This window comes from Nonomuraea sp. ZG12, assembly GCF_052068115.1.
Lineage (GTDB): Bacteria > Actinomycetota > Actinomycetes > Streptosporangiales > Streptosporangiaceae > Nonomuraea.
Genome location: NZ_JBQHCW010000001.1, coordinates 305,308 through 319,951, shown reverse-complemented (window position 1 = coordinate 319,951; position 14,644 = coordinate 305,308). Strand labels below are relative to the sequence as shown.

General features: G+C 72.3%; 14 protein-coding genes. 7 read left to right on the top strand and 7 right to left on the bottom strand.

The window, feature by feature from the left end; genetic code table 11:
* Positions 1 to 54 precede the first annotated feature (54 nt).
* Entirely contained in the window at positions 55 to 1,221 is a 1,167-nt protein-coding gene (locus ACTMTF_RS01430; RefSeq protein ID WP_441108852.1) for a zinc-dependent alcohol dehydrogenase, read from the top strand.
* A 124-nt stretch (positions 1,222 to 1,345) separates the two neighbouring features.
* Here ACTMTF_RS01430 and ACTMTF_RS01425 read toward each other — a convergent pair whose 3' ends face one another.
* Positions 1,346 to 2,371 carry a 6-phosphofructokinase gene (locus tag ACTMTF_RS01425; RefSeq protein ID WP_441108851.1) on the bottom strand — a complete coding sequence of 342 codons (1,026 nt, stop codon included), beginning with the start codon at positions 2,369 to 2,371 and terminating at the stop codon, positions 1,346 to 1,348.
* A gap of 115 nt (positions 2,372 to 2,486) precedes the next feature.
* Here ACTMTF_RS01425 and glpK point away from each other — a divergent pair, with 115 nt between their 5' ends.
* The 4 genes from glpK to ACTMTF_RS01405 all read left to right on the top strand — a co-directional run bounded on the left by glpK (position 2,487) and on the right by ACTMTF_RS01405 (position 6,718).
* Positions 2,487 to 3,950, top strand: a complete 1,464-nt coding sequence (gene glpK / locus ACTMTF_RS01420; RefSeq protein WP_441108850.1) for a glycerol kinase GlpK — start codon at positions 2,487 to 2,489, stop codon at positions 3,948 to 3,950.
* Positions 3,951 to 4,013: 63 nt separating this feature from the next.
* Entirely contained in the window at positions 4,014 to 4,553 is a 540-nt protein-coding gene (locus ACTMTF_RS01415; protein ID WP_441108849.1) for a DinB family protein, read from the top strand.
* Positions 4,554 to 5,138: 585 nt separating this feature from the next.
* Positions 5,139 to 5,900, top strand: a complete 762-nt coding sequence (locus tag ACTMTF_RS01410) for a hypothetical protein (protein WP_441108848.1) — start codon at positions 5,139 to 5,141, stop codon at positions 5,898 to 5,900.
* 89 nt (positions 5,901 to 5,989) lie between these two features.
* On the top strand, positions 5,990 to 6,718 hold the full coding sequence (locus ACTMTF_RS01405) for a Clp protease N-terminal domain-containing protein (protein WP_441108847.1): 729 nt from the start codon (positions 5,990 to 5,992) through the stop codon (positions 6,716 to 6,718).
* 7 nt (positions 6,719 to 6,725) lie between these two features.
* Here ACTMTF_RS01405 and ACTMTF_RS01400 read toward each other — a convergent pair whose 3' ends face one another.
* A complete protein-coding gene (locus ACTMTF_RS01400) occupies positions 6,726 to 7,634 on the bottom strand; it encodes a lactonase family protein (RefSeq protein ID WP_441108846.1) in 909 nt (302 codons plus the stop codon).
* Positions 7,635 to 7,665: 31 nt separating this feature from the next.
* Between ACTMTF_RS01400 and ACTMTF_RS01395 the strand changes: the two genes are divergently transcribed.
* Positions 7,666 to 8,577 (top strand): bifunctional helix-turn-helix transcriptional regulator/GNAT family N-acetyltransferase, encoded by a 912-nt coding sequence (locus ACTMTF_RS01395; protein WP_441108845.1) that lies wholly within the window; start codon positions 7,666 to 7,668, stop codon positions 8,575 to 8,577.
* Here the strand turns inward: ACTMTF_RS01395 and ACTMTF_RS01390 are convergent.
* Complete coding sequence (locus ACTMTF_RS01390; RefSeq protein WP_441108844.1) at positions 8,546 to 10,693, bottom strand: MMPL family transporter; 2,148 nt, start codon at positions 10,691 to 10,693, stop codon at positions 8,546 to 8,548. The two genes, ACTMTF_RS01395 and ACTMTF_RS01390, sit on opposite strands and share 32 nt — an antisense overlap.
* A 129-nt stretch (positions 10,694 to 10,822) precedes the next feature.
* On the opposite strand from ACTMTF_RS01390, the gene ACTMTF_RS01385 reads away from it, so the two are divergent.
* On the top strand, positions 10,823 to 11,416 hold the full coding sequence (locus ACTMTF_RS01385; RefSeq protein WP_441108843.1) for a TetR/AcrR family transcriptional regulator: 594 nt from the start codon (positions 10,823 to 10,825) through the stop codon (positions 11,414 to 11,416).
* An 11-nt stretch (positions 11,417 to 11,427) separates the two neighbouring features.
* Here the strand turns inward: ACTMTF_RS01385 and ACTMTF_RS01380 are convergent, their stop codons facing one another.
* The 4 genes from ACTMTF_RS01380 to ACTMTF_RS01365 form a co-directional block, all read right to left on the bottom strand.
* Positions 11,428 to 12,507 carry an alkaline phosphatase PhoX gene (locus ACTMTF_RS01380; protein WP_441108842.1) on the bottom strand — a complete coding sequence of 360 codons (1,080 nt, stop codon included), beginning with the start codon at positions 12,505 to 12,507 and terminating at the stop codon, positions 11,428 to 11,430.
* 84 nt (positions 12,508 to 12,591) lie between these two features.
* Positions 12,592 to 13,221: a class I SAM-dependent methyltransferase gene (locus tag ACTMTF_RS01375; RefSeq protein ID WP_441108841.1), complete on the bottom strand. Its 630-nt coding sequence runs from the start codon at positions 13,219 to 13,221 to the stop codon at positions 12,592 to 12,594.
* Positions 13,218 to 13,979 carry a TIGR04282 family arsenosugar biosynthesis glycosyltransferase gene (locus ACTMTF_RS01370; protein WP_441108840.1) on the bottom strand — a complete coding sequence of 254 codons (762 nt, stop codon included), beginning with the start codon at positions 13,977 to 13,979 and terminating at the stop codon, positions 13,218 to 13,220. Before ACTMTF_RS01370 ends, ACTMTF_RS01375 begins: the two co-directional genes overlap by 4 nt.
* Before the next feature lie 177 nt (positions 13,980 to 14,156).
* Positions 14,157 to 14,624, bottom strand: coding sequence for a Dps family protein (locus ACTMTF_RS01365; RefSeq protein WP_397001104.1), 468 nt, complete (start codon positions 14,622 to 14,624; stop codon positions 14,157 to 14,159).
* Between the last annotated feature and the right edge of the window lie 20 nt (positions 14,625 to 14,644).

The window sequence follows — 14,644 nt, the reverse complement described above, 5'->3', positions numbered from 1 at the left end:
CGGCACTCGACGCCGATGGTGTACCGGACCGAACAGACCCAAGGAGCTCTGACCATGGTGACGAAGGCCGTGTCGCGGAACGCCACCATGCGTGCCGCCGTCTGGACCGCTCCGGGACGTGTCGACGTACGCGACGTCCCGTATCCACACGTACCGGACGGATGGCTGCTTCTGCGGGTGGAGTACGGCGGCATCTGCGGGACCGACCTCGCCATCGTCGCGGGACGGCACCCCCGGGCGACCGCTCCCCTGGTGATCGGTCACGAGATCGTCGGAACCGTCGAACGAACGGGTCCGGACGGACCGCCCGCCGGGACGCGAGCGGTCGTCGAGCCGCTCATCGCCTGCGGCCGTTGCCGGGCCTGCCGCGATCAGGCGGCACACGTATGCCGCGAGCTCGAACTGTTCGGAATCGACGAGGCGGGCGGCCTCGCCGACTACATGGCGGTGCCGGCCGACCGGGTCGTCCCGGTGCGGCCCGGGGTGCCGGTTCGTCGCGCCGCATGGGCGGAGCCCCTCGCCGTCGCGGTGCACTCGGTGGCTCAAGCGCGGATGCGGGGAGGCGAGTCGGTGCTCGTCTTCGGCGCGGGCCCGATCGGCATCCTCGTCGCACTGGTCGCCCGCGAGGCCGGTGCCGCCCGGATCGTCATCGCCGAACCGAAGGCGAGCCGCAGAAGAACAGCCGCCGCCTGCGGCTTCGAAACCGTCCCCGACGGCGTCGACCCGGCGACCTGGTTCCGCTCCACGAACGCATCCGAGGGGGCGGACATCGTCTTCGACACGGCGGGACATCCCGACGTCGCCCGCGTGCTGCCCGCCTCGGCTCGCGAGACCGGCACGATCGTGCTGGTGGCCGTCTACCCGGACCCGGTGGCGCTCGACCTGAGAGCCCTGTGTTTCGGCGAGCGGCGCCTGCTCGGTTCCCGGGTCTACACCCGCGATGACCTCACCAAGGCCGTGGCACTCCTCCCGGACGACCCACTCGGCCTCGACCGCTTGCCGGTGGCGGTCTTCCCTCTGGACGAAGCCGCCGCGGCCTTCCACGCAGCGCGCGCCGGCGACGCCCCCATGAAGGTCCTGCTCGACATCGCCGCTCGTTCCGCTGTGGACGCAGTCGCGGACCGGCGCCTCGCAGGTGGTGAAGTGGCAGGACCGGCCACCGGCGAGGGCGCGCCGGAAGTGGATCTCTTCGGCACGCCCCGCGGTCCAGCTATCTCTTAAGGTACGGCTTGCGGCGCGTGGTGGGCCGCCGACTCTCCGCGGCGCAAGCCGTACCCTGAGGAGGGTTTCAGCGGAAACCCGCTGGTCCTCAAGCTACGGCCGCCCGCTTGCAAGCCACTTACAATCAGCCGAAGAACACCTCGGCCTCGGCGTAACGCGACGCCGGCACGGTCTTCAGCTCGGCCGTCGCCTCGTCGAGGCCGACCCGGACGATGTCGGTGCCGCGCAGCGCGACCATCGTCCCGTACTCTCCCTCGTGCACCGCGTCGATCGCCTGCAGCCCGAACCTGGTGGCCAGCACCCGGTCGAACGCGGTGGGGGTGCCGCCGCGCTGGATGTGGCCGAGCACGGTGGTGCGGGCCTCCTTGCCGGTGCGCTTCTCGATCTCCTTGGCCAGCATCTCGCCGATGCCGCCGAGACGTACGTGCCCGAACGCGTCGAGCTCGCCCGCCTGCAGCTCCATCTGCCCCTCGATGGGGTGCGCGCCCTCGGCCACGACGAGGATCGGCGAGTAGCGGGTGCGGAACCGCGACTCGACGTACTCGCACACCCGGTCGATGTCGAACGGCTTCTCCGGGATGAGGATGACGTTGGCGCCACCGGCCATGCCGGCGTGCAGGGCGATCCAGCCGGCGTGCCTGCCCATGACCTCGCAGATCAGCGCCCGGTGGTGGGACTCGGCGGTGGTGTGCAGCCGGTCGATGGCCTCCGTGGCGATGTTGACGGCGGTGTCGAAGCCGAAGGTGTAGTCGGTGCCCGACAGGTCGTTGTCGATGGTCTTGGGGACGCCGACGACCTGGACGCCGCGGTCGAACAGCTGCCGGGCCACGCCGAGCGTGTCCTCGCCGCCGATGGCGATCAGCGCGTCGACCCCGCTCGAGGCGAGGTTCTCCTTGATCCGGTCGACACCGCCCTCGATCTTGATGGGGTTGGTGCGCGACGAGCCGAGGATGGTGCCGCCTCTGGGCAGGATGCCGCGTACGGCCTGGATGTCCAGCGGCATCGTCTCGCCTTCGAGCGGGCCTCGCCAGCCATCACGGAAGCCGACGAACTCGTGGCCGTAAACGCTCACGCCCTTCCGGACGACGGCTCTGATCACAGCGTTGAGACCGGGGCAATCGCCACCTCCGGTGAGCACTCCGATACGCATGACGGGTTCCTCCCGATGGGGTTCACGACCAGAATCGCATTGTGCCCGTACCGTCGGGCACTGGTCTAGACCAAACCAGAGCGTACCGACCGAAACCAGTGCTGGAGGCGATTTCGTGAGCGTGTTGGCCATCGACGCGGGAACGACGGGGGTCACCGCATTGGTGGTGACCGAGGACGGCCGGATCGAGGCCCGCGGCTATCAGGAGTTCGCCCAGCACTTTCCCGAACCCGGCTGGGTCGAGCACAATCCCGAGGATATCTGGCAGGCCACGCTGAGCGCCTGCTCGGCGGCCCTGGCGACGGCCTCGGCCATCCCGGCCTGCGTCGGGATCACCAACCAGCGGGAGACGGCGGTGCTGTGGGACCGCCGGACGCTGGCCGCGCCGCGCCGCGCGATCGTCTGGCAGGACCGCCGCACCGCCGCGATCTGCGAGGACCTGCGCTCGCGGGGCCACGAGCCACGCGTGTCCGAGCTGACCGGCCTGCGCCTGGACCCGTACTTCACCGCCTCCAAGCTCGCCTGGATCGCCGCGCACGACCCGCGCGTCTGGCAGGGCGTCACCTCGGGCCAGGTCGTGGTCGGCACCGTCGACTCCTACCTCATCGCCCGCCTCACCGCGGGCGCGCGCCACGTCACCGACCCGTCCAACGCCGCGCGCACCCTGCTGTACGGCCTGAGCTCCGGCGCGTGGGAGCCGGAGCTGTGCGAGCTGTTCGGCGTGCCGGAGGCGGCGCTGCCGTCGATCGTGCCCAACTTCGGCCCGATCGGCCGGACGGATCCGGGCGCGTTCCTCGGGCTGGACCTGCCCATCAGCGGAGTGGCCGGCGACCAGCAGGCGGCGCTGTTCGGGCAGACCTGCTACGGCGTGGGCGAGGTGAAGTGCACCTACGGGACGGGCTCGTTCATCCTGACCAACACCGGCACGGAGATCGTCCGCTCACAGGCGGGGCTGCTGACCACGGTCGCCTGGCAGGCGCCTTCGGGCGAGCGCACGTACGCGCTGGAGGGGTCGATCTTCGTGACCGGGGCCGCGGTGCAGTGGCTGCGTGACGGGCTCGGCCTGATCGGCACGGCGGCCGAGTCGGAGGCGGTGGCGCGCACCGTGCGCGACAGCGGCGGCGTGGTGTTCGTGCCCGCCCTGACCGGGCTCGGCGCGCCCCACTGGGACCCGCAGGCGCGCGGCCTGATCACCGGGATCACCCGGGGCACGACCAGGGCGCACCTGGTCAGGGCCACCCTGGAGGCGATCGCGTTCGAGGTGCGGGACGTGGTGGAGGTGATGACGGACGGCACCCCGCCGGTGCTCAAGGCCGACGGCGGGGCCAGCGCCAACGACCTGCTGATGCAGCTCCAGGCCGACCAGCTCGGCACGGCCGTGGAGCGGCCGGTGATCCAGGAGACCACGGCGCTGGGCGCGGCGTTCCTGGCCGGGCTGGGCGCCGGGGTGTGGGGGTCGCGCGACGAGCTGCGCAAGACCTGGCAGCTCGACCGCCGCTTCGAGCCGGGCGGGCGCGACGACGAGGCGTACGAGCGGTGGCGCGCGGCCGTCGAGCTGGCCTCGACCCATCCGGCGTGACCTGATCGGGGACCAGCACCGGTCCCTGGCCGGGCACCGGGCCCGCCGATAGACTCATCGCCCATGATCGACGTGGACGAGCAAGGCCGCCCGGAGCCGCCCCTCACGGCCGACGAGACCGGCACCGTTCTGGGATTCCTGGACTACCAGCGCGCGACCCTGGCGTGGAAGTGCGCGGGGCTCGACGCGGCCGGTCTGAGTGTCACCGTCGGAGCCTCGTCGATGACCTTGGGCGGGCTGCTCAAACACCTCGCCCACGTCGAGGACTCCTGGTTCTCCCGGTGGCTGCACGGACACGACCGGCAGCCGCCGTGGGACTCGGTGGACTGGGCGGCCGATCCCGACTGGGCCTGGCACTCGGCGGCGCGGGACACTTCCGAACAGCTGCTCGGGCTCTGGCAGGACACCGTGGCCCGCTCCCGCACCCTGGTGGCGCAGGCGCTGGCCGAGGGCGGCCTGGACCGGCCGGCCCAGCGCACCTGGCCGGACGGCCGGGCGCCCAGCCTGCGGTGGATCCTGCTGCACATGATCGAGGAGTACGCGCGGCACAACGGCCATGCCGACCTGCTCCGGGAGGCGGTGGACGGGGCCACCGGGGAGTAACGCCCATCGTCGTGACTCCTCGGGCACCTGCGCTGGGCTTCGGTGGGCCGCCCCGGCGATAACTGTCACCTGGGCGGGCTTGCCACCCTTCGCCTAAGGGCCCTCGGCCGGTGACGAGTGATCTCGGATTCACGTGTTCATACTGGGCAACGACATGACCGCCGGCCATTGACCACGGACCCAGGCGTCGAGTCCGACCGCCTCCGGCCGCGTATCTCCAGGTAAAGAGCCGTCCTGGTCAGCGGTGGGTCTTCCGGTTCATGCGGGGTGACGAATCTAGGCTCGGGCTAATGAACCCATCGATAACACCTCGCCGGCGCACGGAGCCGCCCCAATGATGACAGGCCCCGGTCGAAATCGGCCGAGTTCGACTCCCGCCAGAAGCAGCATCCGCACGGCCGAGATCGCAGAGCCGCGCGTCAGCCGGCGGTGACGCCGCCGAAGCGGACCGTCGGGGTGGCGCGCGCGGCGGAACCGGGTGGGTGATTCGGAAGCGCGGCTCCACCTCTCCGCTCGTGATCGTTCTCTCGCCGAATTCACGGGCGCACATCCACCGCTGTCCATCAGATTGGAGCGATCCAGAACATGAGCGGCGAGCAGCGGAAATTCGAGCTGACCGGGCCGCAGATCGTGGGAAGCGCTCTCGCCGCGGTGACCGTCGCGGTGGCCGCCTCCTACCTCGGAGTGGCGGGCACCGTGATCGGCGCCGCTCTCATGAGCGCCGGCACCACGGTGGGGACCGCCGTATACACGCATTACCTCAAGCGCACCGGTGCCAAGGTCAAGAAGCACACGGTGACCGCCTGGCACGGACATCTCGCGGAAAAGGAGCCGTCCGCGGGGCAGTCCACACCGGGAGCGACGCCAGAACCGGCACAGCGCGGAAAACCGTCATGGATCAAGGTGGCCGTCGCCGCCGCACTGGTCTTCGCCGTCAGCATGGGCGGCATCCTGGCCTACCAGGCCGTAGCCGGTCAGACCGTCGCCGACCAGATCACCGGCAAGCCCAGGCAAGAGGCCAAACGCGACAAGCCACCGCTCAGGCAGCACAAGCACGTGGAGCCTGCCCTTCAGCCGCCGGCGACGCAGCCGGCCATGACTCCATCCGGGCACGTGTCCCCACGTCCGACAGCCACCACCCCGACGCCGACCGCTCAACCTGCCTCCACACCGACGAGCACGCCAGAGCCTTCCGGCTCGCCCTCACCCGCGCCGAGCCAGAGCCCGCCCGAGGGTACCGCCGAAACTCCGCCACCCGGCGAACGGCCACCATCGCAGCAGCCCGAACCGGCGGATCCACAACCGACGCGCTCGTGCCTCCCCGCGCTCGTCCCGATCATGTGTTGATCCCCGGCCCTGCCTCGGAAGTAATCCGGGAGGCGGCATATCGTCAACCTAGGGTTGACGATGTGGGTGCGTCAACTTACGGTTGACGCATGGAACACACCGTCCGTCTCGACGATCTGATCAATGCGATCAGAAGCCGCCACCCCGACAGCGACCCCCTGGGCGAGCTGTCGGACGCCGTCACGCTCGGCGAGCACCTGGGCGAGGTGGCCGACCATCTGATCGGCCACTTCGTCGACCGCGCCCGGCACGCCGGCGCCTCCTGGACCGACATCGGCCGCAGCATGGGCGTCACCAAGCAGGCCGCGCAGAAGAGGTTCGTCCCCAAGGAGGGCGGCACCGGCTCGCTGGCCGACGACCTGCGCACCTTCACCCGCTACACCGACCGGGCCCGGACGGTGATCGTACGCGCCCAGGACGAGGCGCGCCGCCTCGGACACGATCACATCGGCGTCGGCCATCTGACGCTCGGCCTGCTGCACGAGCCCCACGCACTGGCGGCCAAGGCCATGGGAGCGGCCGGGGCATCGCTCGACGCGGTGCGCGCGGCCGTGGAGCCCACGCTCGGGCCGGGGGGCGCCACGACGCCCGAGTCCGTCCCGTTCTCCGCCCAGGGCAAGAAGGCGCTGGAGCTCACGCTCCGTGAGGCGTTGCGGCTCGGCCACAACTACGTGGGCACCGAGCACCTGCTGCTCGCCATCCTGTCGGTGGAGGACGAGCCCGCCGTGCGGGCGCTGAACGACCTCGGGGTGACCAAGGCGGCCGCCGAGGAATACGTCAAGCTCGTGCTGGACGCGATCACCGGCGGGAAGGCGTAGGGGCCGCCTACCGGAGCAGCACGCAGGAGGGGCTCTCCACCTCGTGCGCCTCACCCGTCGGCTCCGGGACGCCGTCCTTGAGCGCGAACACCGCGACCCCGCCCGAGTTCTGGTTGGCGACGTACAGGCGCTCGCCGTCCACGGCGAAGTGGCGGGGCCACGTGCCTCCCGACGGCACCTCCGCCACCGGCGTCAGGTCGTCGGCCCGCAGCACGGAGATCGTGTCGGGCCCGCGGTTGGCCACGTAGACCAGGTCGCCCGCGAGCTCCAGGTGCGAAGGGGCGTTGGCGGCGCCGGTCGCGGAGGCCGGCACGCGGACGGTCCGCTCGCCGTCGACCAGCGTGACGCTGCCGTCGAGCTCGCCGGCCACGTAGAGGCGGGAGCCGGCGAAGGCGAAGTGGCGCGGGCCGGTGCCGGGCGGCAGCACGATCGGCTCCAGCGCGACGCCGTCGAGCGTGTAGCGGCGGATCTCGTCGGTGCCGAGGTCGGAGACGTACAGCAGGTCGTCGTGGAAGACGCACTGGTGGGCGTGCGGACCCTCCTGGCGGTCCGCGACCGGCCCGGAGCCCTGGTGGCCGAGCACGGTCGGCTCGCCGGTGAACAGCCCGCGCTCGTCGAGCCGGTGCAGCCCGGCGGCGCCGTCGCCGTAGTGGGCGACCGCGAGCAGGTCGCCGGATGGGTGCACCGCGACATGGCAGGGGCTGTCGCCCTCGCTGGCGCGCTCGCCCCACGGCGCGAGCGTGCCGCCCTCCGCGCCGTAGGCGGTGATCCAGCCCTGGGAGAGCTCTCCCACCGCGTAGATGACGGGCAGTGCGGGGTGTGCGGCCAGGAACGACGGCGAGGCGACCCGCGTCAGCCCCTCGCCGATCGTCAGGATGCCGGGGCCGTAGCCGCCTATGTGGAGGTGCCTCTTCACAAGGGGCATTCTCTCATGCTTGACTGAGGCAATGAGTTCGTTGACGGAGGCAAGGATCGCGGAGGTCCGGGCGTTCAACCGCTTCTACACGAAGGTGATCGGCCTCCTGCAGGCCGGCATGCACAGCTCCCCCTACTCCCTCACCGAGTGCAGGGTGCTGTTCGAGGTGGCGCACGCCGGCCAGATGGAGACCGGCGAGCTGCGCGGGCTGCTCGACCTGGACGCCGGCTACCTGAGCAGGATCCTGGCACGGTTCGACGGTGACGGGCTGATCGTCAGGGAGCGCTCGGCCACCGACGCCCGTAAGCACGTCGTACGCCTCACCCCGGCGGGCGCCGAGGCCTTCGCCACCCTCGACAGCGGCTCTGACAGGGACGCCGAGCGGCTGCTCGCCGGGCTGCCGGAGGACGGCCAGGAGCGGCTGGTCGCCGGCATGCGGACGATCAGGAGCCTGCTCGACGCTCCCGCCGAGCGGCCGCAGACTCTCATCAGGCCGCCGCGCGCCGGCGACCTGAGCTGGGTCGTCCAGCGGCACGGCGCGCTCTACGCCCAGGAGTACGGCTGGGGCATGGACTTCGAGCGCACCGTCGCGCGGATCGTCGCCGACTTCGACCAGGCGCACGACACGTGCTGGATCGCCGAGGCCGGCGGGGCGCGCGCGGGCTGCGTGTTCTGCGTGCGCCGGGACGACACCACCGCGCAGCTGCGGCTGCTGCTGGTCGAGCCGTCCGCCCGGGGGCTCGGGCTGGGCGGGCGGCTGGTCGAGGAGTGCCTGCGGCACGCCAAGGCGGAGGGCTACAAACGGATCGTGCTGTGGACCCGCGACAGCCTGGTGAGCGCGAGGCGCATCTACCAGGCGGCCGGGTTCGAGCTGGACTCCCAGGAGAAGGGGATGGAGAACGGCGTCGAGGTCAACGAGCAGATGTGGTCGCGCGACCTCTAGGCCACCAGTTGAGCGGCCCGGCCAGGCGCATCAGGCTCGGCACCAGCACCGTCCTGATCACGGTCGCGTCCACCAGCACCGCGACCGCCATGCCGAGGCCGAGCATCTGCACGAACGACACCGAAGCGGTGAGGTAGGCGGCGAACGTGAGCGCCAGGATCCCGCCCGCGGCGGTGATCAGCGGGGCGCCGTTCTGCAGCCCGGCCGCCACCGCCTCCTCCGTGTCGCCGGTCCGGTCGTACTCCTCCTTGATCCGTGACAGCAGGAACACCTCGTAGTCCATCGACAGCCCGTAGGCGACGCAGAGCATGAGGATCGGGATGCTGGTGTCGAGCGTGCCGGTGGCGGTGAAGCCGAGCAGCCCGGACAGGTTGCCCTCCTGGAAGATCCAGACCATCGCGCCGAACATGACGCCGAGGCTGAGCACGTTCAGGACGGTCGCCTTGATCGGCAGGATCACGCTGCGCGTCATGAGCAGCAGCACCAGGAACGTCACGCCGAGCATCAGCCCGAGCAGCAGCGGCAGCCGGTCGACCACCGAGGCGCGGTAGTCGGCCAGCTCGGCCGGGTAGCCGCCGACCAGCGCCGGGAAGGGCGGCTGGACGGCGCGCACCGCGTCGACGAATTGGACGGGGTCGCCGGCCATCGCCTCGGCCGAGGGCACCACCGACAGCCAGGTCCCCGCACCGCCGGCGAACCTCGACACCTCGCCGTCGCCGACCCGCTGCCCGCCCGCGAAGATCCCGGCGGCGGAGTCCACCTGGGCGACCCCTGGCACCCGGGACAACGCGCCGGCGTAGCCCGTCACGTCCTGGCCGGCGGCGCCCGTGGAGACGATCTGCACGGCGTCGGACTCCTCCGCGGAGAAGGTCTGCCTGATGAGGTCCTGCGTCTGCCGGGGCGCGGCGTCCGGCGGCAGGATCCGGTCGTCGGCGGTGCCCAGGCGCAGGCCCAGGAACGGCGAGGCCAGAATGAGCAGCAGCGCCGTGGCCAGCCCGCCGTACAGCAGCGGCCGCCGCATCACCCGGATCGCCAGCCCGTGCCAGAATCCGGCGCCCCGCGCGCTCGGCTCACGCCGTGGCAGCAGCGCGCCGCCGATCGTGGCGAGCACCGCGGGCAGCACCACGACGGCCGCGATCAGGCCGCCGACGACGACGGCGATGCCCCCGTACGCGAAGGACCGCAGGAAATCGAACGGCAGCGCGAACAGCACGGCGAGCGAGGCGGTGACGGTGAGCCCGCTGTAGATCACCGTCCGCCCGGCGTGCTGCACGGTCCCGGCGACGGCCGCGGCCCGGTCCCGCCCGGCGCGCACCTCCTCCCGGAACCGCGAGATCATGATCAGGCAGTAGTCGATGCCGAGCCCCAGGCCCATGGCGAGGATCAGGTTCAGGGCGAAGGTGGAGACGTCCACGAACAGCAGAGGGATACGCAGCAGCGCCAGCGCGACGGCCATGGCGAGCACGCCGGCCAGGATCGGCACCAGCGCGGCGACCGCGCGCCGCAGGTAGAGCCAGAGCAGCACGAAGGCCAGCGGGAAGATCACCAGCTCGGCGCGCACGAAGTCGTCCCTGGCCAGCGGCACGGTCGCCCTGAAAACCTCCTCGCCGCCTCCGGCACGCACCTGGAGCAGGTCCCCGCCCCGGGTGATGTCGGGCACGAGCCGGGGCAGCACCGTCGCCCGCACATGGTCGGCGTCGCCGGGGACGCGCACCAGGATCAGCGCGTGCGCACCGTCGCCGCTGCGCATCGTCGCGGGCCGGCCCCGGCTCCAGTAGGACTCGACCTCCGCCACGCCTTCGTGCCGCGCGACCCGCTCGGCCAGCTCCCGCCCGGCGGCGGCGACCTCGGGGTCGTCGACCGTCCCCCGCCTCGCGGTCACCAGGAAGATCATGTCGGGGCTGCCGGTGCCGAACCGCTCGACCAGCTCGGCCTGCGCCCGGTCCGACTCCGATCCGGGCGCCTCGAACCTGGACAGCGACATCCGCGGCACCGCCCCCGCGGCGAGCACGCCGGCCACTACGGCGAGCGCCAGGGCCAGCCCCAGCACCGCCCGCCGCCGCCTCGCCAGGAAGAACCCCAGCCTGCGCAGCGGCGGCCCGGCCTCATCACGCACCGGCCGCCTCTCCGTGATCAGCACCACGTCTGCCCTCGATCCCCGGGAAAAACTCGGTAAACTACTCGTGTTTCACTCATTGGACCAAGGAATACAAGCAAATGCTCGCATTTGTCAACGTGGTGCCCCATGGCTGAGCGCACCGTGCGCCGGCAGGCGCGCGGCCTGAAGCGCATGGCGGAGATCCTCGACGCGGCGCAGCTCGTCATCGCCGAGGTCGGCTATCCGGAGATGACCACGAACCAGGTCGCCGCCAGGGCGGGCCTGTCACCCGGCTCCCTCTACCAGTTCTTCCGCAACAAGGAGGAGATCCTCGACGCCCTGGTGTCCCGCTACACCGTCGAGCGGCAGGAGTTCTGGGACGCGACCCTCGCCGCCGTCTCCACCGAGACGCCGCTGGAGACGCTGGTCGGCGGGCTGGTGGACGAGAGCGTCGCCTTCAAGGGCCGCTCACCCGCCTACTGGTCGCTCCTGTACGGCAACGCCACCGGCGACCGGCTGGCCGCGGCTTCGCAGGCGCTGCACGACGCCGTCGCCCGCCAGGTCGCCGCGCTGCTCCGGCGCCGCTCCCCCGGCTTGCCCGAGGAGCGCGCCCAGCTGATAGGGACCATGGCCGTGGCGATGGTCAAGGCCGTCATGCCTCTGGTCTCCGCGGCGTCCCCCGAGCGCGCCGAGGAGCTCGTGGCCGAGCTCAAACGCGCCCTCACCCGCTACCTGGCCTAGGCACCTCGCCCTCACCCGCTCGACGCGGCCTCGCCGGGCCAGGCCGTGCGGAAGGCCCCCGCCACCTCGAAGGTGTCGCCGCCGGTGCGGCCGCGCCTGGCGGAGAAGTAGAGCCGCCCGCCGCCGGGCGCGAACGCCAGCCCGGTCAGCTCAAGGCCCGCCGGTCCGTCGAGCCTGAGGAACGGCGCGACGGTCCGGTCCGGGGTGACCACGTCGATCCGGCCGCCCCGCCGGGCCACGTAGAGGTCGCCGGACGGCGCGGACGTGAGGGCCACGACCCCGGCCGTCACCCCGGCCACGCCGCCGAAGGCGATCCGGTCGAGCGTGGAGGTCCGCGCGTCGTACGCCCACAGGGCGCCGTCGCCGCGGGTGGTGAAGAAGCAGACGCCGCCCGCGTAGTGGCAGGCGTCGCCGCCGTCGAAGCGGCGCGCGCCGCGCACCTGGTGGCGGGTCCCCTTGAGCAGGGCGGCCGGCGACGGCACCGGCTCCCAGGCGCCGGAGGCGCACAGCACCTCCAGCCTGCCCTCGGTCAGGTCACCCCAGTCCCCCGGCCGGAACCGGTAGAAGCAGCCGTCACGCTCGCCCTCGGTCAGGTAGACCACCTGCCGGTCCGGATCGCCGGCGGCCGCCTGGTGCTTGAAGCGCCCCATGTCCAGCCGGGGCCGGGCCGCGCGGGTGCCGTAGGGGTCGCACTCGAAGACGCGCCCGCGATGGCCGAGCTCACAGGAGAGCCAGGTGTGCCAGGGCGTCGCCCCGCCCGAGCGGTTGAGCTCGGTGCCGGACAGGATGCGGTAGGCGTCGCCGATCGAGCCGTCGGCCCGGAAGCACAGCGCCGAGGCGCCACCGACCAGCGGCAGCCCCGAGTTGGACACGTAGATCCAGCCCGTGCCGTCAGGGAAGCAGGCGCCGCCGTCGGGCGCGGCGTGCCAGGTCAGCCCGGCCACCTTGTGCCCGGACCGGGCCACCACCCTGCCGCGGAAACCGGCGGGAAGCGCCAGGCCGGCGACGGCGCCGGGCTCCCCGATCGGGCCGTACGGGCTCTCGCCGCCCTGCCAGAGCGGGCCCGCGCGCAGAAGAGTCTTGCGGGACATCGTCAGGCCTCCCTCTAGACGCCACGCTAGTCGACCGCACGGACATGAATGGCAGGGGATACCGAGATCGAACACCGTGGAAACTCACCCGCCGTACATCCCCTGTCGCAGCACGGCGAACCAGCGTCCGGCCTCCTGCCACCGATGCGTCAGGGTGAGACCGGTGCGCGCGGCCAGGGCGGGCAGTTCGGACACCGACACCGTCGCCCACGGGAACCAGGCGCCGACGACGCCGCCGTGGCGCAGCCGGACCCGGTCCACCGCGCCCGCCGTGTCCGGCGCCGCCACCTCGGCGATCACCTCCCCGCCCGGTCTGACCAGCTCCCGAACCCGGCCCAGCAGCGCGACCGGATCGCCGCCGATGCCGATGTTCCCGTCGGCCAGCAGCACCGTGGCCCAGCGGCCGCTCCCCGGCACCTGGCCGAACACGTCCCGGCACAAGGCCAGCCCGCCCGCCCGGCGGGTCAGCCGTACCGCGTGCGGGGTGATGTCGATGCCGAGCGCGGCGACGCCGCGCCTGGTGAGCGCGACGGTCAGCCTGCCGGGGCCGGAGCCGACGTCGAGGGTGGAACCGCCGCACCGCGACAGCATCGCCTCGTCCCCGTCGATCGGCTCCAGCCAGCGGGTGGCGTCCAGCGGTCCCCGGCGGCCGTCGGCGTACTCGAGCTCGACCTCCGCCCCCTCCAGCGAGTCGGCGTACAACGGCCCGATCATCGCGCCTCCCGCCCCGAGCTGACGGCCGGCCACGACGAGCCGGTTCCCGATAGGACCGACGACGACGAGGCGGTCCCCGGTGGGACCGCCGGCAACGACGCGCCGGCGTACGGGAGGCCGCTCGTGGCCGATGAGCCGAGGCTGGCCAGGGTGGCGGCGAAGTGGGTGTCCGGGGCCGTGGCGGCGACCTCGCGGGCGGTGGCGGCGTCGTCCACGTCGGTGAGGCGCGGCAGCGACGCCACCCGCAGCCCGGCGTCGCGCAGCCGCCGCAGCTGGGCCTCGCCCGTGCACGGCTGGGACATGGGCACGCCCAGCAGCAGCGCCGGATCGGGCACGCGCAGCCCCAGGAGCCAGTAGCCGCCGTCGCTCGCGGGCCCGAACACCGCGTCGGCCTCGTCCAGCGCCTCCCCCGCCCGGCTGAGCAGCGCGGGCGTGATCTGCGGGGTGTCCATGCCGATCAGCACGACGGGCGCGGGGTCGGCCGCGTAGGCGTCCTGGAAGGCCCAGGCCAGCCGCTCGTCCAGCCCGTCCCCTCGCTGCTCGATCATCGAGAAGCCGGGAGCCGTCAGTCGCGGGTCGTCGACCGCGAGCACCCGGCCGGCGGCGGGTGTGGCCGCCACGGCGGCGAGCGTGTCCTGCAGGCAGGCCGCCGCCAGGGCGGCCGCCTCGCCGGGGGTGTGGGGCGGGGTCAGCCGGGTCTTCACCCGGCCGGGCACGGGCCGCTTGGCGAGCACGACGATCTGCGCGCGGTTGGTCATGACCAGCCACGCTAGATCCACAGAAACGGTCCAGCTCTTACGACCTGATTACGCACCCGGCCGAGCCGACTCGCTTGATCACACGCCGGGCCGGGGCGGCACGCTTGATCACGCGCCCGGCCGGGGCGGCACGCGGAAGCCCGGGGCCGGTCGGCTCCCGGGCTTGACGGGCGTCGATCAGCGCTGCGCCTGGAACATCCAGTGCTGCTGCTCGATGTCGCGCGCGACGGCGATCAGGATGTCCTGGGTGACCAGGTCGGGTTCTTCCGTGGCGTCGATGCGCTCGCGCATCCGCCTGCTGATCCCGTCGAGAAGGTCGGTGAGGGTCGCCACCACCTTGCCGTCCTCGATCCAGCCCAGTTCGGGCTGCGGGAGCTTGGTGGACTTGGCGACGGTGGCCGCGCGGCCGTCCGCGTTGGCGCCCAGCGCCGAAAGCCGCTCCGCGACGGTGTCGGCGTGCTTGCGCGCGAGGTCCGTGACCTTGTCGAGTTGCCGGTGGATCGGCCGGAAGTGGGAGCCGATGACGTTCCAGTGGGACTGCTTGGCGACCAGCGAGAGGTCGATGAGATCGATCAGGGCACCCTGGAGTGCCTGGACGGTAGTGGTCTTGTCGTCGCCCGAGAGCGGGCCGGAAATCGTAGCCATGACCTACCCCTCCCCGCCGA

Bases quoted from the DNA above. Each gene is read 5' to 3' on its own strand.
- ACTMTF_RS01430 (WP_441108852.1), top strand. From the start codon at position 55: ATGGTGACGAAGGCCGTGTCGCGGAACGCCACCATGCGTGCCGCCGTC.
- ACTMTF_RS01365 (WP_397001104.1), bottom strand. From the start codon at position 14,624: ATGGCTACGATTTCCGGCCCGCTCTCGGGCGACGACAAGACCACTACC.
- ACTMTF_RS01370 (WP_441108840.1), bottom strand. From the start codon at position 13,979: ATGACCAACCGCGCGCAGATCGTCGTGCTCGCCAAGCGGCCCGTGCCC.
- ACTMTF_RS01410 (WP_441108848.1), top strand. From the start codon at position 5,139: ATGAGCGGCGAGCAGCGGAAATTCGAGCTGACCGGGCCGCAGATCGTG.
- ACTMTF_RS01415 (WP_441108849.1), top strand. From the start codon at position 4,014: ATGATCGACGTGGACGAGCAAGGCCGCCCGGAGCCGCCCCTCACGGCC.
- ACTMTF_RS01425 (WP_441108851.1), bottom strand. From the start codon at position 2,371: ATGCGTATCGGAGTGCTCACCGGAGGTGGCGATTGCCCCGGTCTCAAC.
- ACTMTF_RS01395 (WP_441108845.1), top strand. From the start codon at position 7,666: ATGAGTTCGTTGACGGAGGCAAGGATCGCGGAGGTCCGGGCGTTCAAC.
- ACTMTF_RS01385 (WP_441108843.1), top strand. From the start codon at position 10,823: ATGGCTGAGCGCACCGTGCGCCGGCAGGCGCGCGGCCTGAAGCGCATG.
- ACTMTF_RS01375 (WP_441108841.1), bottom strand. From the start codon at position 13,221: ATGATCGGGCCGTTGTACGCCGACTCGCTGGAGGGGGCGGAGGTCGAG.
- ACTMTF_RS01405 (WP_441108847.1), top strand. From the start codon at position 5,990: ATGGAACACACCGTCCGTCTCGACGATCTGATCAATGCGATCAGAAGC.
- ACTMTF_RS01380 (WP_441108842.1), bottom strand. From the start codon at position 12,507: ATGTCCCGCAAGACTCTTCTGCGCGCGGGCCCGCTCTGGCAGGGCGGC.